The following is a 21078-nucleotide window of genomic DNA, read 5'->3' on the forward strand; positions in this document are numbered from 1 at the left end:
GCGGCGCGTGCCCGCCGGGATCAACGCGCAGCCACACGGCCGCGCACCGAGGAGTGTCGAAACTATGGCCAAGCATCCCCTGCAAGGAAGTGAACGAGCGGTAGCGGAAGGTTCAAAACTCATCGGGCATTGCGATCCGGCGGAACGGATCGAAGTCCACGTCGTCCTGCGCCGTCCGGCACAGGCGCAGTTCGATGCGTTGCTTGGCAAGATCGAAGCAGGCGATCCAGATGTCAAACCCCTGTCGCGCGAAGCCTTCGCCAAGGAGTTCGGTGCGGCCGCGGAGGATATTGCGAAGGTCAAGGCATTCGCCGCCCAGGCCGGTCTTACTGTGGTGCGCGAAGATCCGGCTTCGCGCACGGTTGTGCTGGGCGGCACGATCGCGCAGTTTCAAGCCGCGTTCGACGTCGAGCTGCAGCACTACGAGCATCATTCGATCGGCCAGTACCGCGGGCGCAGCGGTGTCATCAGCGTGCCCGACAATCTGTCGGGCATCGTCACGGCCGTGCTTGGACTGGACAACCGGCCGCAGGCGCGTCCGCATTTCCGCATTCGGCCGCCGTTCCATCCGGCCACCGCACAACAACAGTCGGGCGCGTTCACGCCGTTGCAGGTTGCCGCGCTGTATCAGTACCCGCAAGGCGACGGCAGCGGCGAGTGTGTCGGCATCATCGAACTCGGTGGCGGCTACGAGACCTCCGACCTGAAAACCTATTTTTCGGATATTGGCGTGAGCGCGCCTACGGTGGTCGCGGTAGGCGTCGACAAGGGCAAGAACAAGCCCACCGGCGACCCGAGCGGCCCGGACGGCGAGGTGACGCTCGATGTCGAGGTGGTCGGTGCGATCGCGCCGGGCGCAAAAATCGCCGTCTATTTCACGCCCAATACCGACACAGGTTTCATCGACGCGGTGAGCCGCGCGGTGCACGATACGACCAACAAGCCCTCGGTCATTTCGATCAGTTGGGGCGGCCCGGAGACCTCATGGACCGCGCAGTCGCAGCAGGCGTTCAACAGCGCCCTGCAGGCCGCCGCGACCATGGGCGTGACAGTCTGCGTGGCCTCGGGCGACAGCGGCTCGACCGACGGATCGAGCAGCACCAATGTCGTGGATTTCCCGGCGTCGAGCCCTTATGTGCTGGCTTGCGGCGGCACCAGGCTGACGGCTTCGGGGCAAACCATCGCCCAGGAAGTGGTGTGGAACGACGGCGCTCAGGGCGGCGCCAGCGGTGGCGGGGTGAGCACTGCGTTTGCCGTGCCCGCCTGGCAACAGGGCCTGTTTTCCACCAGCGCCGAAGGCGTGCAGACGCCGCTCGCCGGGCGCGGCGTGCCCGACGTGGCGGGCGATGCATCGCCGGTCAGCGGCTACGACGTGCTGATCGACGGTTCCCAGACCGTGGTGGGCGGCACGAGCGCGGTGGCGCCGCTGTGGGCGGCGTTGATCGCGCGCATCAATGCGGCCAAGGGCTCGCCGGTCGGCTTTATCAATCCAAAGCTGTATGCCGCTCCGGGTGCCTTTAACGACATCACGCAAGGCAACAACGGCGGATATGCCGCGTCGGCTGGCTGGGACGCGTGTACCGGGCTTGGCAGCCCCAATGGTCAGAAGGTCGCGGCGGCACTATAGTGTTTTGCTGGCAGGCGCGCGGCGAATCCGGCGCCTGCTTGTGGCATGTTGTAACGCACAGTGGTACATGGCTTGAGACAGCGCCTCCTAGGCGCCTACATGACAAAAACGACGTACCCGAATTCGACGGAGCGAACATGACGAACACCGAGTCAGCTTCCAGCAGTCCGCAGTCGTCTCACAACTCCCATGCTGCTCCCGCCGGGGCGGCCGCGAAGGGGGCGCACCCTGCGGGAGATCAGCCGTTTTTCGATCCGGTGGCGTACGGTAACGGACCCAACGATTCCGTCACCGATACGACCGAGAACGCCGCGATCACCAAACACTCGATCGTGATTGGCGGCCGCAAGATTGCTTACACCGCGACCGCCGGCCATCTGGTGACGGTCGATCCGAGCAGTTCCCAGCCCAACGCCAAGATGTTCTACGTGGCGTTCACGGAAGACAACCAGAAGGAAGAAGCCCGCCCGGTCACGTTTTTCTATAACGGCGGTCCGGGCTCGTCGTCGGTCTTCGTGCTGCTCGGCTCGTTTGCGCCGCGCCGCATCAAGACGTCCATGCCGAGCTTCACGCCGCCCGCGCCGTATTCACTGGAAGACAATCCCGACAGCCTGCTCGACAAGAGCGATCTGGTGTTCATCAATCCGGTCGGCACCGGCTATTCGGCGGCGATTGCGCCGAACAAGAACCGCGATTTCTGGGGTGTCGACCAGGACGCCACGTCGATCAAGCAGTTCATCAAGCGCTTCCTGACCAAGAACGATCGCTGGAATTCGCCTAAGTTTCTCTTTGGCGAATCGTATGGCACCGCGCGTAGCTGCGTGCTGGCTTACATGCTGCACGAAGACGGTGTCGATCTGAACGGCGTTACGCTGCAGTCGTCGATTCTCGATTACACGCAGTCCGGCAACCCGGTTGGCGCGCTGCCAACGGCTGCGGCCGACGCCTGGTATCACAAGAAGCTCGGCGTCGCGCCCACTCCGACCGATCTCGGCGCCTTTGCCGAAGAGGTCGCCCAGTTCTCGCGCACCGACTATCTGGCCGCCTTGCGCAAGGTGCCGGCCACGGACAACGCCACGGTCGAGAAGCTCAGCGAATACACGGGCATCGACAAAGCCACGCTGCTCGCGTGGAGCCTCGACATCGCCGCTTACGACAGCCGCGGCAACTCGCTGTTTCTGACCACCTTGCTGAAGTCGAAGGGCCTCGCGCTCGGTGAGTACGACGGCCGCGTGACCGCTGTCGAGACTGGCATCGCGGGGAAGATCGATCCGAACTCCGGCGGCAACGATCCGACCATGACGGCGGTGACGGGCGTCTACACGACCATGTGGAACGTCTATCTCAACGAGCAGTTGCTCTATACGTCGAACTCGTCGTTCACGGACCTGAACGACCAGGCGTTCCAGTACTGGGACTTCAGTCATATCGATCCGACCGGCGCGCAGAAGGGCGTAGACGCGAAGGGCAACGTGATTCTCTACACCGCCGGCGACCTTGCCGCGGTGATGGCGCTCAATGTCGATCTGAAGGTGCTGTCGGCGAACGGTTTTTACGACTTCGTCACGCCGTTCTATCAGACGGTGATCGATTTGCAGCAGATGCCGCTGGTCAGTCCGCAGGTACGCCAGAACCTGTCGGCACGTTTCTATCCGTCCGGGCACATGGTCTATCTCGACGGCGGTTCGCGTACGGCGCTCAAGGCCGATCTGGCGAAGATGTATGAGGCAGCGGTGTCGGACCCGGCGGCGTTGAGCCGGGTTCGCGCTTTGCAGGCGCGCCGGGCAAGCTAGTAGCCGTTGGACGTGGCTCGGTTAGCCCGATAGCAGGGGCGCGGCACGCATGGTGCAGTGGGCCGGCGGGGCGCAACCCCGCCGGCCACAAGCCGGGGCGCCCTGCGCCCCGGCAGCGCCCAACTGTCGGGCCGCGCCGCGCATCGGTCATTTCTTCCTGCCCTTGCCGGTAGGGTTGCTCAAATGGCCAACCGCGCAGGCCGAATTTTCCTCTCGCAGAGTGAATGTGTTTTAATTGTCCTGCGAATTTAACCATTGCACGCCAAGGCCTGGCGTGCCAAAGAATGAATCCAGGAAAGGTAGGCAGGCGCGGCACACCGCTGCGCAGCAGAAAATCGAGTACCGGTTGCGCGTCGAGAGGCGCCTGTCGTCATGACGGCGTACCCGCCGCACGAGCGGTGCGCGCGGTACGGATTGGTGTCGTAGTCATGCTCGGCGTGGTTGCCGGGCTGCGCGCCGGTCAAGCGGCCGCGCAGAATGCGGCGATGCTCGACGGGCGCGTGACCCAGCAGTCGATCGCCGAGACGATCTGCCGCCCCGACTATGCCGACGCCGTGTCACCGCCTTTCGACGTGATGATGGCGCACAAGGCGCGCTTGCTTGCTCAACATGGCATTGATCCTGGGGATGGCGCCGACTACGCGATCGACCGGCGCGTGCCGGTTTTGCTCGGCGGCTCGCCCGACGCGCCGGCCAATCTCGATCTGCTGCCGTGGGCGGGCGCGAGCGGTGAACGCCGCAAGGCGCGCTTCGTCGTGCATCTCAAACACTGCGTCTGTGCGGGCAAGATGAGCCTGAGCGACGCCCAGACGACGATCGCCGGCAACTGGTCGGCGGCCTATGCCGGCTTCGGCCGTAGCTCGTGCGACGCGAGCGGCGTCAACGTGGCGACCAGCAGCCGCGATAGCGAGCCGTGAAATAGAGCGAGACGCCGGCGCAATCCGATAGATGCGCCGGGCCGGCGCCGCGGTGGGCCAGAAAAGAGCGGACTGACGCGTGTCAGTCCGCGAATCCCCGATCAGACTGTTTCCCCGTTGACTTATTTTCCCCGTACTTTTTTCAAAATATTGCCGCTCGATCAACGCGCGTGTGTTTAGGTATTTGTCTGCGCGTTTATTCGGGTACAGTGCATTCACGGGTTTTGAACGCTGCGTGGTCGCGAGGAGCGGAACCCGTCAACACAGTATTTCGCTTTCCAGCATGGTTCGGTCTACGTTAGCGGGTGCGCGTAAGCGGGAATCGAACCTGCTGAAGACCATCGGCCGCATCGTATCTGCGGACGATTCTGCGTATTCTGATAACAGGACGAAATTCAAGGGAAGATTTTCAAATGGCTGTCTTATATCTGTTATTAACTGTATCCGGAGCCGCACTGATCCATGCTGCCGCCGCGCAAGCGAGCAGGCGCGCGAGCCTCCAGCCGGTTCGTATTCGCGGTATGGATCGCCGTGTCCACTAAGGTGTTGCGACTATGAACCTGTTCGTCTGGAACATCGCCGAATCGTGCTCCGAGCAGGAAGTGCGCGAATTTCTCTCACATGAGCTGGGTCATTACGCGAAAAGCGTGACTGTCCACGAGATTGGAACCCCTAAGGCGTACGCGCTGGTCGAATTGAAGACGGACGGCCCCTATGTCGGCGAAGTGATCGCCAGACAATTGCAGGGCAAGCATCTCGGGGGCATGCCGCTGCTGGCGAGCGGCGAATTGTTCCGCGAACAACAGCCGCCGCCTGCGGGCTAGGCGTTGCGGCGTTGCGGTGTTGCACCAGCAGCGTGGCGAGGCGGCAGCTACGGTCGTACCTGCGGTTTGTGGCCGTTCCCGGCTGGCGCTTCCGTCATTGGGCGCCTGCTGGCGCGTGATGATGCTTCAGGCTTGGGCAGGCCAGTCGAACGGCGTGTATGGCAGTGCCCGCTTGTGGCGCGTGTTCTGATAGAAACGCAGAACGGTCTCGCGGACTGCATCGGTAACCGGCTTGCCCTCCAGGAAATCATCGATTGCGTCATAGGGGATGCCATACGCGTCTTCGTCGGGACGTTGCGGACGCAACATTTCCAGGTCGGCCGTCGGAACCTTGTGCGCGAGCGCATCGGGCGCGCCTAACGCGCGGGCAACGGCGCGCACCCTGCGTTTATTGAGGCCCGCGAGGGGCAGCACGTCGGCGCCGCCGTCGCCGAACTTGGTGAAGAAACCCATCACCGACTCGGCTGCGTGGTCGGTGCCGATCACCACACCCGCCCGCGCGCCTGCCACCGCGTACTGCGCAATCATGCGCTGGCGTGCCTTGATATTGCCGTGCACGAAGTCTTCCTGCGCGGCGTCGGCGAACGGCATGCCGGCCGCGCGCAGCGAGGCGAGCATTGCATCGGCGGCGGGCTTCACGTCGATGATCAGGTTTTCATCGGCGCGAATGAAGGCGAGCGCCTGCTGCGCATCCGCTTCATCCTGCTGAACGCCGTAAGGCAGGCGCACCGCAACGAAGCGCGCTTCATAACCTTGCGAGCGCAGGCGCTCGACGGCAAGCTGCGCGAGACGCCCGGCGGTGGTCGAATCGACACCCCCGCTGATGCCTAGCACGTAGGTCGTAAGGCCGCTTGCCCGGAGATACTGCGCGAGGAAACCGGTGCGCCGCTCGATCTCGAGTTCTGCAACGAATTCGTCGTTGATGTGCATCTCCGCGGCAATGTGCCGTTGGCGCTCGGCGGAATCGTGTTGATCCATGTTTTTCCTCTGCAAGTGGTGTGCAATTTTCTTTCGACGGATGGGCGCAGTTTAAATGCGGCCGGCTTTTGAATTTAAATCCGTTTGCGCCGGGTCACATAAATGTCCGATATTCGAGGTCCAGTCCGCTGGAATCTGCCTGAGCGGTGATCGACAGAAACCGATGTGCTTAGTAAGATCGTGTTCAAATGTATGTCGCATGAGCCGTCGAACGCTCAATGATAAGCAGGTTTTGCTCAATTACATGATGAACCATAAGAAACGGCTTGACCCGCTTGCTCGACCGGGAAATATCCAACGGGGCGAAATGAATCGAAGCACCGCCGATGACCGGGTGCTACGCGTCGGAAATATAAGCCGCGCATTGATTGCCGCATTATTCGTGCTGTCGTATGGGGTGGCTTTTGCGGCTGAGGCGCAGAAGACCGAGGCCGCCGCGCCGGTCGATCTCACGGCTTCCGCCGTCGCGGCCCCGGACGCGGCGGGCGTGGTCGATCCGCATCGGGCGCTGCTGTTGCGCGCCGCGTTCGCCCGCGATGTGACACGGCGTCTGAAAGTGCCCGCAGCCGCGCAGCAGGAGTATGGCGAACGGCTCCAGGCCGCGCTCGAACAGGCTCAACTGGGAAATCTGTCGGGTGAGTACGTGGTGCTGGTGGACCGCAGCGCCAATGTCCAGGCGCTCTTCATCTATTTCCGCCCGACGCCGGCCGACCCGTGGGTGATGATCGGCGCGTCGCCGGTGGCCACCGGCCGGCCCGGCGAGTTCGATCACTTCATCACACCGCTTGGTGTGTTCGAACACACCCCCGACAACATGGATTTCCGCGCCGAAGGCACGATGAACGAAAACGGCATTCGCGGCTACGGCAAACGCGACATGCGGATCTTCGATCTCGGCTGGGCGCAAGGCGAACGGGGGTGGGGCAAGGGCGGCATGTCGCAGATGCGATTCCAGATGCACGCCACGGACCCCGACAAGCTCGAACCGTTGCTCGGCATCCGCCATTCGAAAGGCTGCGTGCGGATTCCCGCGTCGCTGAACGTGTTCCTCGATCACTACGGGATTCTCGACGCCGAGTACGAGGCGTTGGTCGAGTCGGGCAAATCGCTGTGGGTACTGCACTCGGATCGCCAGGTGACGCCTTGGGCGGGTCGCTATATCGTCGTGGTCGATTCGGAGCGCAAAGCGCGTCCTGTGTGGTCGCCGGCGCCGGGCAGCAAGGCCCGTGCGAAGGTGCCGGAGAAGGCGGACACGGCGGATTAAGACGAACAAGGCGAACGAGGCGGCGAAGGCGGACCCGGCCGATTAAGGCGAACGACGCGATGGAGGCAAACGAGGCGAACGGGCGGAACCCGCTCGTCGCACTGCCTCACGAGCGTGCCAGCAGCACCCCAAGCAGTGCCGCGGCGAAGCCCGCGAGCTGCACCGTCAGCAAGGTTTCGCCGAAGCCGATATACCCTTCGAGCGCGGCCAGAGGCGGCGCCAGGAACAGCAGCGCGGTGGCTCGCGCCGCATCGCCGCGCCGGACCATCCATACCAGCAGCGTCACGCCGATGCCCGAGAGCATCACAATGCCCCACGCGAGCGATGCCCATAGCGTAGGCGAGGCTACCCAGCGATGTTCACCCAGCGCGAGCGCGAGCAGCGCCGCAACCATGGCTGCGCCGAAGTTCTGCACGGCGCTGGCGCTGCGAATGTCGGCGCGGGCCAGCGAGCTTTTCTGGAACAGCGTGCCTGCGGTGATCGCCCCGACTGCCAGAATCGATACGCCGACCACCAGCCAGCCGGGCGCGCCGCCTTGCGCTGCATGGGACAGATGTGGCGCGCCGGCTGCCAGTTTCGGCTGCAGTACCAGCGCGACACCCGCGAGACCGAGCGCCATGCCTGCCCAGCCGCGCCGCGACAGGCGCTCGCCGAACAGCGGGGCGGCGAGGGCGGCCGTCAGCAGTGGTTGCAGTGCGCCGAGCAGGGCCATCACGCCGGCGCTCAGCCCTTGCGCAACGGCCCAATATCCCGCGCCGAGATAAACCCCTTGCAGGAGCGCACCCGCGAACAGATGTTTGACGAGGTCGCGTCCGCGCGGCCAGGTGGCGCGTGCGAATCCTGCGGCGAGCGCGAACAGCAGCGCGGTGCCGCCAAAGCGGGCGAGCAGGAACAGGTTGGGATCGGCGAACGGCGTGATCGCGCGGGCGACCACGAAGCCCGTCGACCACAACACGACAAAGACTGTGGCGATAAAGGTAGCAAGCATGAGACGTCGTCAGCGGCGGCGTGCAAAGCTCGCAGTATTGCGTGGGGTGGCGTGGCCTGTCTTGTTCGAAGCTGCACTCGCGGCAGGGAGGCGGCAAGCCGCGCAGCCGGTTCACCCGTGGCGCCGCTTCACCGTGTCATTGCTCCACCGCATCACCGCGCCAGCAGCACGGCCCCCGCGCCGAGCAAGCCGCCGCACACCGCGCAGGCCCAGAGCAGAAGCCGCGTTCGCCGGTATTCCATGCCGATCTCACGCAGCAATTGCTCGTGCTGCCGCGCACCCGCCGCATCATGCCGGCGCTGCAGATAACGCACCGCCAACTGCGGCACGCGCGGCAGCATATGAGCGAGGTGGGGCAACTCCTGGGCGATGCGTTTGATCCAGCCGCGATGATCGATGTCGCGCCGTGCGATGCCGGCCAGCACCGTGCGCGCGACATTCCAGGTGTCCACGCCCGGATGCAGCGCACGCGCCAGCGCCTCGGCCTGCTGGAACGAACGCTGGGCGGTTGCAAGCCGCGGCGAGACGGCGCCTTCGAGCGGCTGCACGGCATGCAGCAGGTGATGAAACAGCGCGCCCGCCGAGCGCTCCTCGGGCTCGGCCGCGAAATGGGCTTCGCTGCGCCGGCGCAGTTCCGCTTCCAGCACTTCTGTGCGCGTCGTCTGCTCGACATGGCCGGCCTCGCGATGCAAATCGGCGAGGCGCGCATAGTCCTGCTCGAACAACGCGGTGGCGCCGTGCACGAAGAATTCGCGCTCGTGCGAGGAAAGGCTCGACATCACCGCGAACTCGGCCAGCACGATGCGGCCCAGCGTGTCGGGCTCGATGCTCACGCGCACTCGCTCGGCGTCGAAGGTAGCGTGGAAAAAGCCATGCTCGAAGGCTTGCTCAGTGACAACCTCGACGAGGTGCGTCGCCAGCGGCGCGAGCTTGACACGGTGCTCGAGCAGACCGGGCAGATCGGTCGCAGCCAGCGTTTCGACGTGCTGCACTGCGAGTGTGTGGGCGGTGCACAGTTCCCAGATCACCTGCGGCACGACGAGGCGCTTGTCGCCGTCGAAGTGGTGACCGGTCTGGCTCAGATTGGCGGCCTCGGCACGCAGGTCGAAGCGCCGCAGCACGTCGTCGGTGAACGACTGCGCGAGCGCGCTGACCTGCAGGCGGCGCGCGCCGCCCGAAAATTTTTCCATCCAGCGCGCCACCCAGCGCAGCAGGGCGAGCTCGTCGCCGATCTGCTGAAGCTGCGCCGCGCGCACGAACTTGATCGCGATATCGCGGTGGCCGTTGATGGGTGTCGCGAGCCGGGCGAGGTGAGTCTGTTCGGCCAGGCCGCTGCGCGCCGGGACCAGCTCGAGTTGCGCGAACAGGCCGGCAGGCGGACGTCCAAGCGCAACCGCCAGAGCCGGCTCGACCTCGTGCGGCGGCAGCGGCTCTTCCAGCCGGCCAATCGCATCGAAGGCGTCGTGCAGGGTGCCGGTGGCGAGTTCCGGGCGCTCCGCGAGGCTCTGCATGAAGTTGCTGGCGAGCGGTCCCAGCACCGGCAGCAGGTTGTGCAGGCTGTCGCGGCTGCCTTGCGTGGCATGCACGCGCTCCACGAGCGTGATCGCCCAGTGCAGCTTGTGCTCGCGCGGCGCCGCGAGCCAGATCAGGCGTGCGCCGAAACGCAGCGCGTGGTACAGCAGCAGTAAGCGGCGAAACAGTGGCGGCATGGGCAGATCGATTGAGGCGGCGCACATCGGGCGAAGCGCTATAAGCGCTCAGGTTAGCAGGGAAGCCGCCGCAATAGGAGCATCCGGGCCGCGCCCGTACTACAATACGGCGCACTCCCGAACCTAAGTGCGCCGCTTGCCGGCCGTCTATCGATGCTTGCTGAACAACGTCATCAATATATCCTCGCGCAAGTCACCAAGAACGGCGCGCTGTCGGTAGCCGAGCTGGTGCGCGAACTGAACGTGTCGCGCGAAACGATCCGGCGCGACCTGAATACGCTGGCCGGACGCGGCCTGATCGTCACCACTCACGGCGGAGCGTTGTCGGGCGACCGGCGCGAACCCGATCTCGACGTGCGCGAAGCGGCCAACGCCGGCGCCAAGCGGGCGATCGGCGAACGCGCGGCCGAACTGGTGCCGGACGGCGCGTCGCTGATCATCGACTCCGGCAGCACCACCCAGGCGGTCGCCCGGGCGCTGACCGGGCGGCACCGGCTCACGGTCTATACCAACGACTGGCGCATCGCGCTGCTGCTCGGCCGCCGCAACGACAATCGCGTCACGCTGCTGGGCGGCGAGCTTTCGGATAACGAGGACGCCACCTTCGGCCTCGATACGGTCCACCAGTTGACCCAGTACCACGCGGATTTCGCCTTCGTCGGCGCGGGCGGCATTTCGTCCGAAGCGTGGCTGACCGATTACACCCGCATGGCCGCCGAAGTGCGCGGCCGGATGATCACAGCCGCGAACCTGGCGGTGGTCGTGGCGGACAATTCCAAGTTCGGACGCGTCACGCCGGTACGCATCAACGGGTTCGAGAGCGCGCGTTACCTGGTCACGGAGCTTGCACCGGACCGCGCGCTCGCCAAGGCGATTGCCACGCGCGGACCGGAACTGCTGATCGCCTGAGCAACGTGGCGTGGCCGCCGGCCACCCATCCGTTGGGCTATTCGGGCGTCTTCACGCGCGCCGCGCCTATTTGACGCTCAGGCCGAGGCAGGCCAGCGTCCGGCCGATTGCGGCAACCGCGTTGTGCAACTCGTTGGCGTCGATCGCCCCGATACAGCCCACCCGGAACGTTTCCACCTCGGTCAGCTTGCCCGGGTACAGCACATAACCCGCCTCCCGTACGGCAGCATAGAAGTCCGCGAACTTCCATGCCGGATCGCGTGGCGCATGAAAGGTGACGATCACGGGCGCCTGCACCTCCGGCTTCAGAAACGGCTCGAAGCCGAGCGCCTTCATGCCCTCGATCAGCACCGCGCAGTTGCGCGTATAGCGGGCGCCACGCGCGGGCTGTCCGCCTTCTGCGATGAACTGGTCGAGCGCGCTGCGCAATGCGGCGACCACGTGCGTGGGTGGCGTGAAGCGCCACTGCGTGGTCTTCTGCATATAGACAAATTGATCGTGCAGATCGAGCGCGAGCGACGGGGAGCGGCCGTCGGCCGCTTCCAGCACGCTGCGCCGCACGATCACAAACCCCATTCCCGGCACGCCTTCCAGGCATTTACCGCTCGCCGACACCAGTGCGTCGATGCCGCCCTTGCGCAGATCGATCGGCAGGGCGCCGAACGAGCTCATGGCGTCGACAATCAGACTCTTGCCGTGCCGCTGACATACTGCGGCGATATCGTCGAGCGGATTGAGCAGCCCGGCGCTGGTCTCCAGATGAACCAGCGCCACGTGCGTAATGCGCGAGCCGCGGTTGAAGGCGTCTTCGATCGCCGCCGCACTGACGGGTTCGTCCTCCCGCAGCGGCAATTCCACATACGAAATGCCGAGGCGTTGCAGGATGCGGACGATGCGCGCACAGTAAGCGCCGTTGTTCGGCACCAGCACACAGCCCCGGCGCGGCACCAGCGTGCCGATGGCGGCTTCGACGGCGAAGGTGCCGCTGCCCTGCAACGGTACGCAAACGTAGTCGTTTTCGCCGTGTACGATCTTGACGAGGTCGGCGCACACGGTGTGGGTCATGCGGTTGAAGGCGGCGTCCCACGATCCCCAGTCGCGCAGCATCGCCTGACGTGTCGCGGGTGAGGTCGAGAGCGGCCCTGGGGTCAGCAGGATCGGGTCGTTTCCAGTAATCACAAAGCCTCCGTCGTCAGATGAATGCAGCTTTCTGCACAAGTCCTCAATTGCATATTATTGGCGAATTGTGTCATTTGTTGGAAATCGACAGAATGGTCACGGCGCTGTCATGGAAACCTGCAATCCTTGCTGTGCCGGTTCAGGCAAGGCAGGCAGCGCCGAGATGTGAGGTTGGCTGTAAGTCTGGCTGGACAGGAAACAGCAGGGTTGTCAGCAATCTGCAATCGGATGAACATGGCAACCGGCTGTAGACGAACGTAATCGGCGCGGCGCTGCCGCCGTCAAATCACAACAGGTATCGGGTCCCCCCGACCGTCTGGTTTTTTGCCTTTCGGAGAGAACGACATGAAAAAGACGAATCACCTTCGCGCGACTGCCAGCATTGTCCGCAAAACCTTGCCGGCACTCGTGGTGGCTGCTGCATTCGGCGGCGCCGCGCTGCCGGCCCAGGCTGCCGACGCGGTGGTGCTGTACACGGCCGACGGCCTCGAGAACCTCTACAAGGACGTGCTGCCGGCCTTTGAAAAGCAGGAAGGCGTCAAGGTCAACATCGTGACGGCCGGCAGCGGTGAAGTGGTGAACCGCGCGACCATCGAAAAGGACCAGCCGAAGGCCGACGTGATCGTCACGCTGCCGCCGTTCATCCAGCAGGCGGATCAGTCCGGTCTGCTGCAGGCTTACCAGAGCGCCAACTACAAGAACGTGCCGGCGATCGCCAAGGCGCCCAACGGGACGTGGGCGACTTTCGTGAACAACTACTTCTCGTTCGCGATCAATCCGGATGTCGTGAAGACCCAACCGAAGACGTTCGCCGACCTGCTGCACCCGGACTACACGGGCAAGATCGCCTACTCGAACCCGGCAACCGCCGGCGACGGCATGGCCGTGATCATCCTGACGACCTCGCTGATGGGTGAAGACAAGGCGTTCGATTATCTGAAGAAGCTCGAACAAAGCGCCAAGTTCCACACCAAGGGCACGGGCTATCTCGACGTGCTGCTGTCGCGCAACGAAATCTCGCTCGCCAACGGCGACCTGCAGATGGATCTGGACGACGCGGCCAACGGCGGCTTGTCGCTGAAGCCGATCTTCCTGGCGGCAGCGCCGGGCGGCAAGCCGACCACGTTCCAGTTGCCGTACGCGATCGGTCTGATCAAGAACGGCCCGAACCAGGCTGAAGGCAAGAAGCTGATCGACTACCTAATGTCGAAGGACGTGCAAGCCAAGGTACCGGACATCTTCGGTATCCCGGGCCGCACCGACGTGCCGCTGGCCGGCAAGAACGGCGAAGCGGTGAAGCAGGCGATTGCCGGCGTGAAGCTGATCCCGGTGGACTGGAACCAGGTCATGGCGAAGAAGGCTGACTGGACGGCACGTTGGAAGAACGACGTGATCGGCGACTCCGGCAAGCAGATCGAAGTCGTCAAGCCCGCGCAGTAAGTCTCGCTGCAAGCCTCGCCGCCCGCTTGCCGGTTGGCTCGATGGCGAGCTGGGCGCCAGGCGGGCGAGGCCTTTACCCGCACTACCTAGTTGGAGGATGAATCCGGTGAATACCGCAACTCTTGCCCCTGGCGCGCTCGGCGCCTCACCGGAGGCGCTCGCTGCGGCGCAACCGGGCACGCCGGGCGGCGTGCAGATCGAGCACCTGACCGTGCGTTTCGGGACGCGCACGGTGCTCGACGACCTGTCGCTGAACATCGAGCGCGGCGAATTGCTGACCGTGCTCGGCCGTAGCGGTTGCGGCAAGACGACGCTGTTGCGTTTCATCGCCGGATTCATCGAAGCGGACGGTCTCGCCGGTACCTTGACCGTGGCCGGCCACGACCTCACGCACGTGCCGCCGCACAAGCGCAACCTGGGGCTGCTGTTCCAAAGCTACGCGCTGTTTCCGCATCTGTCGGTGTTCGAGAATGTGGCGTTTGGCCTGCGCGCGCGGCGCGAGTCCTCGAAAGACATCGCCCGCCGCGTGGCGGATGCGCTCAAGCTCGTGCAACTGGGCGATTCGGGCCATGTGATGCCCGCGCAACTGTCGGGCGGCATGCAGCAGCGCGTAGCGCTCGCGCGTGCGCTCGTGATCGAGCCGGATGTGCTGCTGCTCGACGAACCGCTTTCCGCACTCGACGCCAATCTGCGCGCGTCGGTGCGTTCCGAACTGAAGGCGCTGCATGAGCGGCTGCCGAATCTGACCATCGTTTGCGTGACGCACGATCAGGACGACGCGCTGGTGTTGTCCGATCGCACGCTGCTGATGCGCGAAGGCCACATCGCGCAGCTCGGCACGCCGCAGCAACTGTACGACCAGCCGCACGACGGCTTCGTGGCGCGTTATCTCGGCGCGGCCAATCTGCTGCCGCCGCACGTGGCTTTCCCGCTTGGCGATTCGCGCTACAACGAACGTGAGCGGGTTGCCTGCCTGCGTCCCGAGGCGCTGCGGATCGTGCCGCTCGGTGAAGGGCACCTGCACGGCATGATTACCTCGGTCGAATGGTACGGCGCGGTGCTGTCGGTATCGGTCGTCCTCGACGCGATGCCCAACGAGCCCGTGCTCGTCACCATGCAGCGCGGCCACGGCATGTCGCCCGAAAAGGGCGCGCGTATCTCCTTGCGCTATGAGGCTGACGATGTCGTCCTTATCAACCCCTGATAGTCCCGACGCGTTGCGCGCCGCCACCTTCGCTTCGCATGCAGCCGCGGTTCGCCGCCGCGAACGCGCGGCGCAATGGCATCTGCTGTTCCTCGCCGTGGTGGTGCTGGGGCCGCTGGTGATCTACCCGCTGGTGCGGCTGGTGTTGCTGAGCCTGACTGGCCCGCATGGGGGATTCGGCTTGCAGGCCTACAGCAGCTTCTTCGGCAATCCCGAAACGCGCGGCGTGGTCGGCACCACGCTGTGGATTCTGTTTGCCAGCGCCGGTCTTGCTTCGCTGCTCGGCGTGGCGCTCGCCTCGCTGCTGTTCTTCAAGCCGTTTCCTGGCGCACGGCTCGTCACCCGCTTCCTTGAACTGTTCGTCGCCTTTCCGTCGTTCCTCGTCGCCTTCACGCTGATCTTTCTGTACGGCTCGCAAGGCTCGGTGAGTATCGGACTGCAGCGCCTGTTCCATCTGCAGGCGCCGCCGCTCAACTTCCTGTTTGGCGTAGGCGGCGTGATTCTCGCGGAAGTGGTGTTCTACGCGCCGTTCGTGGTCCGTCCGACGCTCGCTTCGTTCGCGACACTCGATATGCGCCTGATCGAAGCCGCCCGCAGCCTCGGTGCGAACGGCGTGATGGTGGCCTTCAAGGTGATCCTGCCGCTGGCGTGGCCGGGCATCGCGGCCGGCACGATCCTGTGCTTTTTGCTGACGCTCAACGAGTTCGGCATTCTGCTGGTGCTCGGAAGCGCACATCTGATTACGTTGCCGGTGGCCATCTACAGTTCGGCGACGGTCGATCTCGACTTGCCTACTGCCGCCGCCGGCGCGGTCGTGATGCTGATGATGTCTTTGTCGCTGTATGCGTTGTACCGCCAGGTCAACCGACGCAAGGTTAGAGGAGCACGCTAATGGCCGTCGAACTGGACCCCACTGTCTTGCCGGTCATGCACAAGCGTGCGCGGCCGGTGCAGCGCAGTCTGCTCACGCGCGTCGCCGGCGGCGTGTTTCTGGGTTTCGCCGCGCTGCTGTGCTTCTGGCTGTTCGTCTTGCCGGTGGTGGTGGTGGCGCTGTCGAGCGTTGCCGCGCACTGGTCCGGCACGATGCTGCCCGACGGCTTCAGCACGCGCTGGTTCGAGCGCCTCGGTTCAAGCGATTTCGATGCGCTCAGCACGAGTCTCGAGATCGGCTTCGGCGTCGCCGTGCTGGGCACGATCCTCGGTCTTTGGCTGGCGCTCGCGCTCGAAGGGCGCGACCGCCGCGGGTTCGGCGCACTCGTCGATACGATCGCGATGATGCCTAACGGTGTGCCGAGCGTGGTGCTCGGGCTGGCCGTGCTGATCGCGTATCACAAGCGTCCGCTCGATCTGTCGAGCTCGGCGGCGATTGTCGTGTTCGTGCAGCTCGCGCTGGTGCTGCCGTTCTGCTACCGCTGCGCGGCCGCGGCGTTGCGTCCCGAACTGACCGTCCTGCGCGAGGCGGCCGCGAGTCTCGGTGCGCCGCCTTCGATGGTGCTGCGCCGGGTCGTCCTGCCGCAACTGGTGCCGGCCATTCGCGCGAGTCTTGCGCTGGGTTTCGCGCTTTCGCTCGGCGAACTGGGCGCGACGCTGACCGTCTATCCGCCCGGATTTGCGACGGTGCCGATCGTCGTGGTCGGTCAGGTCGAGCGGGGCTACTACCTGCCGGCGTCCGCACTCTCGCTGATCCTGCTGCTCGTCTCGCTCGCTGCGCTGCTGCTGATCGCCGCACGGGTTCCGCGCCGCCGGGCCGACTGACCCGCGGATTGCCCTGACTTCCGGTGTCGAACGTCAAGTTGCCGCTCGACATATGTATCTGTGGCAAAAAATGTCGAAATGACTGAAAATATGGAAAGAGCTTCAGCCGATCCGATTGACGTCGTACGCCGGCATTCGCTCACGGCGCTGGTTCGCGACGAGATCGAGCGCAACATCATCGAGGGTGCATTGGCGCCCGGCGCCAAGCTCAACGAAGCGGACTGGGCGGCGCGCCTGCAGGTCTCGCGCGGTCCGGTGCGCGAAGCCTTTCGTGCGCTCGAACAGGCCGGGCTCGTCACGACGGAAAAGAACCGCGGCGTGTTCGTGCGGATCGTGTCGCTGGCGGAGGCGGATGAGATTTACGCGGTGCGGGCCGTGCTCGAAGAGGCGGCGTGCCGGATGCTGGCGGCGAGCATCGACGCAGCGCAACTGGCCGGTCTGCGCAGGCATATCGACGCGATGCGCAGCGCGCTCGACGTGCATGACCACGACGCTTATGCTCGCGCCAATGTGGCGTTTCACGACGGCATCGTGGCGGCGGCGGGCAACGGCAAGCTGCATGAGACATACCGGCGCCTCGTGGGCGAGTTGAGCCTGTTCCGGCGCGCCGCGCTGGTGGTGCGTGCCGATGCGATGGAGCGCTCGCTCGCCGAGCACCGCGCCATCCTGACGGCGCTGGCGTCGCGCGATGCCGAACGCGCTGCGGCGTTGATGCATGCGCATGTCAACGGCGGGCGGCAACGCGCGCACGAAGCTTGTGAGCCGGCTGGACGACGCGGCGTGCGGCTGCCGTCGTCAGCCCCGATCGACGAAGAACGCGCGTAAGCGACGCGCAGGGAAGAAAGCGATGTCAATTCAGTCCGGGCAGAGCGAGCGCAGCATCGACGTGAATGGCCGCGCGTACCGGCTGTCGTTGTCGTCCAGGCCGACGGTCGTGGTCTGCGTCGACGGTTGCGAGTACGACTACCTGGAGGTGGCGGTCGCCGCGGGCGTCGCACCGTTCATCGGCGAGATGCTGAAAGGGGGCACGGCGCTCAAGGGCGATTGCGTGATCCCGTCGTTCACCAACCCCAATAACCTGTCGATCGTCTGCGGCGTGCCGCCTTCGGTGCACGGCATTTGCGGCAACTACTTCTGGGACCCGCAGGCCAATGGCGGCGCGGGGGCCGAAGTGATGATGAACGATCCCGCCTACCTGCGCGCCGGGACGCTGCTGGCCGCGGCGGCGCAAGCGGGCGCAGCGGTTGCCGTGGTCACCGCAAAAGACAAGTTGCGCCGCTTGCTCGGCTGGCAACTGAAGGGGATCTGTTTCTCGGCAGAGAAGGCGGATACCGTGACGCTGGCGGAAAACGGCATCGCGGATGTGCTCGATCTGGTCGGCCTGCCGCTACCGGACGTATATAGCGCGGGCTTGTCGGAATTCGTCTTCGCCGCAGGCGTGCGTCTCGCGCAAACGCGCCAGCTCGATCTGATGTATCTGTCCACCACCGACTATATCCAGCACAAGTGGGCGCCGGGCACGCGAGGCGCGAACGATTTCTACGCGATGATGGACGGCTATCTGGCCCAGCTCGACGCGCTTGGCTGGGTGATCGGCCTGACCGCCGACCACGGCATGAATGCGAAGCACGATCCGCGGACCGGCGAGCCGAACGTGATCTATCTGCAGGACGTGATGGACGAATGGCTCGGCGCACGCGAGGCGCGGGTGATCTTGCCGATTACCGATCCGTATGTGGTCCACCACGGCGCGCTCGGTTCGTTTGCCACGATCTATCTGCCACATGATGTGAACGTGGGGCAGGTGATCGAACGGCTTGGCGGTCTCGAAGGCGTCGAAGTCGTGCTGGACAACCGCGCGGCCTGCGAGCGTTTCGAGCTGCCGGGTGACCGCGTTGGCGATATCGTGGTAGTCAGCAGGCGCGACGTCGTGCTCGGCACGCGGCGCGACGAGCATGACCTCTCGGGTCTGACTGTGCCGTTGCGTTCGCACGGCGGGATCTCCGAACAGGAAGTGCCGTTGATTTTCAATCGACGCCTGGCAGGGCTAACCGACGGCAAGCGCTTGCGCAACTTCGACGTGTTCGACCTTGCGTTGAACCGCGTGGTGGCATCGTGAATGTCGGGCTGACGGACCATCCTGCGTTTCGCGCCGAAGCGCTGCGCCTGAAAGGCGAGCGTGCGCTGCGTGAACGTACGTTCGACGTGTTCGATCCGTATACGGGATTGCGCGTCGGCACGGTGCCGTTGGCAAGCGTTGATGATGTGCGCGCCGCGTTCGAATACGCCGGCGCCTATCAGTCGACGCTGACGCGCTATGAGCGCTCGCAGATTCTCGAGCGCGCGGCTGAGTTGCTGCGCCTGCGCAGTGAAGCGGCCTCGGACCTGATCTCGCTCGAATCTGGCTTGTCGAAGCAGGATTCGCGTTACGAGATCGGACGCGTCGCCGATGTGCTCAGGTTCGCTGCGATCGAAGCGCTGCGCGACGACGGCCAGAGCTTTGCGTGCGATCTGACGCCGCATGGCAAGAAGCGCCGGGTGTTCACGCAGCGCGAACCGCTGGCGGGCGTGATCGTCGCCATTACGCCGTTCAATCATCCGATGAACCAGGTGGCGCACAAGATCGCACCGGCGATTGCGACCAACAACCGCGTGGTGTTGAAGCCTTCGGAGAAGGTGCCGCTTTCGGCTCTCTATCTGGCCGACCTTCTTTACGAAGCCGGTTTGCCGGAGCCGATGCTGCAGGTACTGACAGGCGACCCGCGCGAGATCGCCGATGAGTTGGTCACGCATCCGCTAGCCGAGCTGGTGACGTTCACGGGTGGCGTCGCGATCGGCAAATATATTGCGGCGAAGGCGGCTTATAGACGCGTCGTGCTCGAGCTCGGAGGCAACGATCCGTTGATCGTGCTGGAAGACGCCGACCTCGAACGCGCGGCCACGCTCGCTGTTCAGGGTTCCTATAAGAACTCGGGCCAACGCTGCACGGCCGTCAAGCGCATGCTGGTGCAAAAGAGCGTGGCGGCGCAATTTACCGAACTGGTGGTGGAAAAGACGCGCGCATGGTCCTACGGCGATCCGTTCGATGCCGCTAACCAGATGGGCACCGTCATCGACGAAGCCGCGGCGCGCCTTTTCGAGGCACGAGTCGACGAGGCAGTGGCCCAAGGGGCGCGCCTGCTGATTGGCAATCAGCGTATCGGCGCGCTGTATGCGCCGACGGTGGTCGACCGCGTGGAGCCGGTCATGTCCCTGGTGCGCGAAGAGACCTTCGGACCGGTGTCGCCCATCATCACGTTTGACACGCTCGACGACGCGATCCGGATCAGCAATGGCACGGCGTTCGGTTTGTCGTCGGGGGTGTGTACGAACCGTCAGGATGCGATCACGCGTTTCATCAATGAATTGCGGGTCGGTACGGTGAATGTGTGGGAAGTACCGGGATACCGGACCGAGCTGACGCCGTTTGGCGGCATCAAGGATTCGGGCCTGGGTTACAAGGAAGGGGTGCAGGAAGCCATGAAGAGCTTTACCAACCTCAAGACGTTTTCATTACCTTGGGAGTAGTGGGGTGGCTTTGAGTCTGGATGATATTCGTACGCTGTTTGAGCAGCACGGCAATCTTGCGTACAGCGGCGAGCCGGTCACGCAGTTGGAACATGCGCTGCAAAGCGCGGCACTGGCAGAAGAGGAGGGCGCAAGCGACGAACTGGTTGCGGCCGCCTTCCTGCACGACCTTGGACATTTGCTGAACCGTTTCGGCGACACGCCGAGCGAACGTGGCATCGATGATCTGCACCAGTACTTCGCGTTGCCGTTTTTGCGTCCGGTTTTGCCGGAGGCGGTGCTGGAGCCGATTCGCCTGCACGTCGATGCCAAGCGCTGCCTGTGCGCGATGGACGACACGTACTTCGGCCGCCTCTCGGCGGACTCGGTACGCAGCCTGGAACTGCAGGGAGGGATCTTCAGCAGGCAGGAAGCGGAGGCGTTCCTCAGGAAGCCCTATGCGGACGACGCGCTGCGCGTGCGCCGTTGGGACGATCTCGCTAAAGAGGCGAACCGCGTGACCCCGGATGTCGATCATTACCTGGACGTTGTCGAGCGGGTGATGGATGCGCACGCTACGGCGTGAAGCGGGGCTTCATTCTTCGATAATGACCTGTGCGTGGCGTGAGCGTCACGCGGGGTTGCCACGCCCGTTATGAGCATCGAAATAACGCTTGCAAGGCGAAGTCTGTCTCGCTAGAATCCCGTTCTTTCGCGCTCCGGAAAGCGGAGCGTGGGGAGCGGGAGAGCCAGCAGTGGCAAGGCTTGCGGCGGCGCGGACGGGTTCAGGCAGTGATAAAAAACCTGTTGACGACGTAGCGGAAGTTCTTCATAATCTCGTTTCTCTGCTGCTGATGCAGCAACGCAGAACGAAGCGGTGCCGGGTAGTTGTGATGTCGACTGTGAGGTTGGCAGTGCGCGGCGCGGTTTTGGTGGTGAATGCGT

Annotated in this window: 18 protein-coding genes; 14 read left to right on the forward strand and 4 right to left on the reverse strand. The window is 64.4% G+C overall.

Annotated features, from left to right (window positions below; all coding sequences use genetic code 11):
* The first annotated feature begins 64 nt into the window (after positions 1–64).
* From AC1ECK_RS08995 to AC1ECK_RS09010, 4 genes are all read left to right on the forward strand, one after another.
* Positions 65–1627, forward strand: a complete 1563-nt coding sequence (locus tag AC1ECK_RS08995) for a S53 family peptidase (RefSeq protein ID WP_480318077.1) — start codon at positions 65–67, stop codon at positions 1625–1627.
* Between the two features lie 137 nt (positions 1628–1764).
* Positions 1765–3420 (forward strand): S10 family peptidase, encoded by a 1656-nt coding sequence (locus AC1ECK_RS09000; RefSeq protein ID WP_480318079.1) that lies wholly within the window; start codon positions 1765–1767, stop codon positions 3418–3420.
* Positions 3421–3704: 284 nt separating this feature from the next.
* Positions 3705–4337, forward strand: a complete 633-nt coding sequence (locus AC1ECK_RS09005) for a hypothetical protein (RefSeq protein WP_480318081.1) — start codon at positions 3705–3707, stop codon at positions 4335–4337.
* A 554-nt stretch (positions 4338–4891) separates the two neighbouring features.
* Positions 4892–5161 (forward strand): RNA-binding protein, encoded by a 270-nt coding sequence (locus tag AC1ECK_RS09010; RefSeq protein ID WP_480318083.1) that lies wholly within the window; start codon positions 4892–4894, stop codon positions 5159–5161.
* A gap of 126 nt (positions 5162–5287) precedes the next feature.
* Here AC1ECK_RS09010 and nadE read toward each other — a convergent pair whose 3' ends face one another.
* Positions 5288–6139, reverse strand: a complete 852-nt coding sequence (gene nadE / locus AC1ECK_RS09015; protein WP_480318085.1) for an ammonia-dependent NAD(+) synthetase — start codon at positions 6137–6139, stop codon at positions 5288–5290.
* 307 nt (positions 6140–6446) lie between these two features.
* Here nadE and AC1ECK_RS09020 point away from each other — a divergent pair, with 307 nt between their 5' ends.
* On the forward strand, positions 6447–7403 hold the full coding sequence (locus AC1ECK_RS09020) for a L,D-transpeptidase (RefSeq protein WP_480318088.1): 957 nt from the start codon (positions 6447–6449) through the stop codon (positions 7401–7403).
* 106 nt (positions 7404–7509) lie between these two features.
* Here the strand turns inward: AC1ECK_RS09020 and AC1ECK_RS09025 are convergent, their stop codons facing one another.
* Both AC1ECK_RS09025 and AC1ECK_RS09030 read right to left on the reverse strand, forming a co-directional pair.
* On the reverse strand, positions 7510–8391 hold the full coding sequence (locus tag AC1ECK_RS09025; protein ID WP_480318090.1) for a DMT family transporter: 882 nt from the start codon (positions 8389–8391) through the stop codon (positions 7510–7512).
* 152 nt (positions 8392–8543) lie between these two features.
* Positions 8544–10100 carry an ABC1 kinase family protein gene (locus AC1ECK_RS09030; RefSeq protein ID WP_480318092.1) on the reverse strand — a complete coding sequence of 519 codons (1557 nt, stop codon included), beginning with the start codon at positions 10098–10100 and terminating at the stop codon, positions 8544–8546.
* Between the two features lie 153 nt (positions 10101–10253).
* On the opposite strand from AC1ECK_RS09030, the gene AC1ECK_RS09035 reads away from it, so the two are divergent.
* The gene (locus tag AC1ECK_RS09035) at positions 10254–11009 is read left to right on the forward strand and encodes a DeoR/GlpR family DNA-binding transcription regulator (protein ID WP_480318094.1); all 756 of its coding nucleotides are present in this window, start codon (positions 10254–10256) and stop codon (positions 11007–11009) included.
* Between the two features lie 66 nt (positions 11010–11075).
* Here the strand turns inward: AC1ECK_RS09035 and AC1ECK_RS09040 are convergent, their stop codons facing one another.
* Positions 11076–12185: a 2-aminoethylphosphonate--pyruvate transaminase gene (locus AC1ECK_RS09040; RefSeq protein ID WP_480318143.1), complete on the reverse strand. Its 1110-nt coding sequence runs from the start codon at positions 12183–12185 to the stop codon at positions 11076–11078.
* A gap of 348 nt (positions 12186–12533) precedes the next feature.
* Here AC1ECK_RS09040 and phnS point away from each other — a divergent pair, with 348 nt between their 5' ends.
* The 8 genes from phnS (at position 12534) to AC1ECK_RS09080 (ending at position 20719) form a co-directional block, all read left to right on the forward strand.
* A complete protein-coding gene (gene phnS, locus AC1ECK_RS09045) occupies positions 12534–13628 on the forward strand; it encodes a 2-aminoethylphosphonate ABC transporter substrate-binding protein (RefSeq protein WP_480318096.1) in 1095 nt (364 codons plus the stop codon).
* Positions 13629–13734: 106 nt separating this feature from the next.
* Positions 13735–14832: a 2-aminoethylphosphonate ABC transport system ATP-binding subunit PhnT gene (gene phnT / locus AC1ECK_RS09050; protein WP_480318098.1), complete on the forward strand. Its 1098-nt coding sequence runs from the start codon at positions 13735–13737 to the stop codon at positions 14830–14832.
* Positions 14810–15724 (forward strand): 2-aminoethylphosphonate ABC transporter permease subunit, encoded by a 915-nt coding sequence (locus AC1ECK_RS09055; RefSeq protein ID WP_480318100.1) that lies wholly within the window; start codon positions 14810–14812, stop codon positions 15722–15724. The genes phnT and AC1ECK_RS09055 overlap by 23 nt, the downstream gene beginning before the upstream one ends.
* Positions 15724–16587: a 2-aminoethylphosphonate ABC transport system, membrane component PhnV gene (phnV, locus tag AC1ECK_RS09060; RefSeq protein ID WP_480318102.1), complete on the forward strand. Its 864-nt coding sequence runs from the start codon at positions 15724–15726 to the stop codon at positions 16585–16587. Before AC1ECK_RS09055 ends, phnV begins: the two co-directional genes overlap by 1 nt.
* A gap of 78 nt (positions 16588–16665) precedes the next feature.
* Positions 16666–17412 carry a phosphonate utilization associated transcriptional regulator gene (locus AC1ECK_RS09065; RefSeq protein ID WP_480318104.1) on the forward strand — a complete coding sequence of 249 codons (747 nt, stop codon included), beginning with the start codon at positions 16666–16668 and terminating at the stop codon, positions 17410–17412.
* A gap of 22 nt (positions 17413–17434) precedes the next feature.
* Positions 17435–18706 carry a phosphonoacetate hydrolase gene (phnA, locus tag AC1ECK_RS09070; RefSeq protein ID WP_480318106.1) on the forward strand — a complete coding sequence of 424 codons (1272 nt, stop codon included), beginning with the start codon at positions 17435–17437 and terminating at the stop codon, positions 18704–18706.
* Positions 18703–20154 carry a phosphonoacetaldehyde dehydrogenase gene (phnY, locus tag AC1ECK_RS09075; RefSeq protein WP_480318108.1) on the forward strand — a complete coding sequence of 484 codons (1452 nt, stop codon included), beginning with the start codon at positions 18703–18705 and terminating at the stop codon, positions 20152–20154. Before phnA ends, phnY begins: the two co-directional genes overlap by 4 nt.
* A gap of 4 nt (positions 20155–20158) precedes the next feature.
* Complete coding sequence (locus AC1ECK_RS09080; RefSeq protein ID WP_480318110.1) at positions 20159–20719, forward strand: phosphonate degradation HD-domain oxygenase; 561 nt, start codon at positions 20159–20161, stop codon at positions 20717–20719.
* Positions 20720–21078: the final 359 nt, after the last annotated feature.

The sequence above is a fragment of the Paraburkholderia sp. SSBN10T genome, assembly GCF_056619545.1.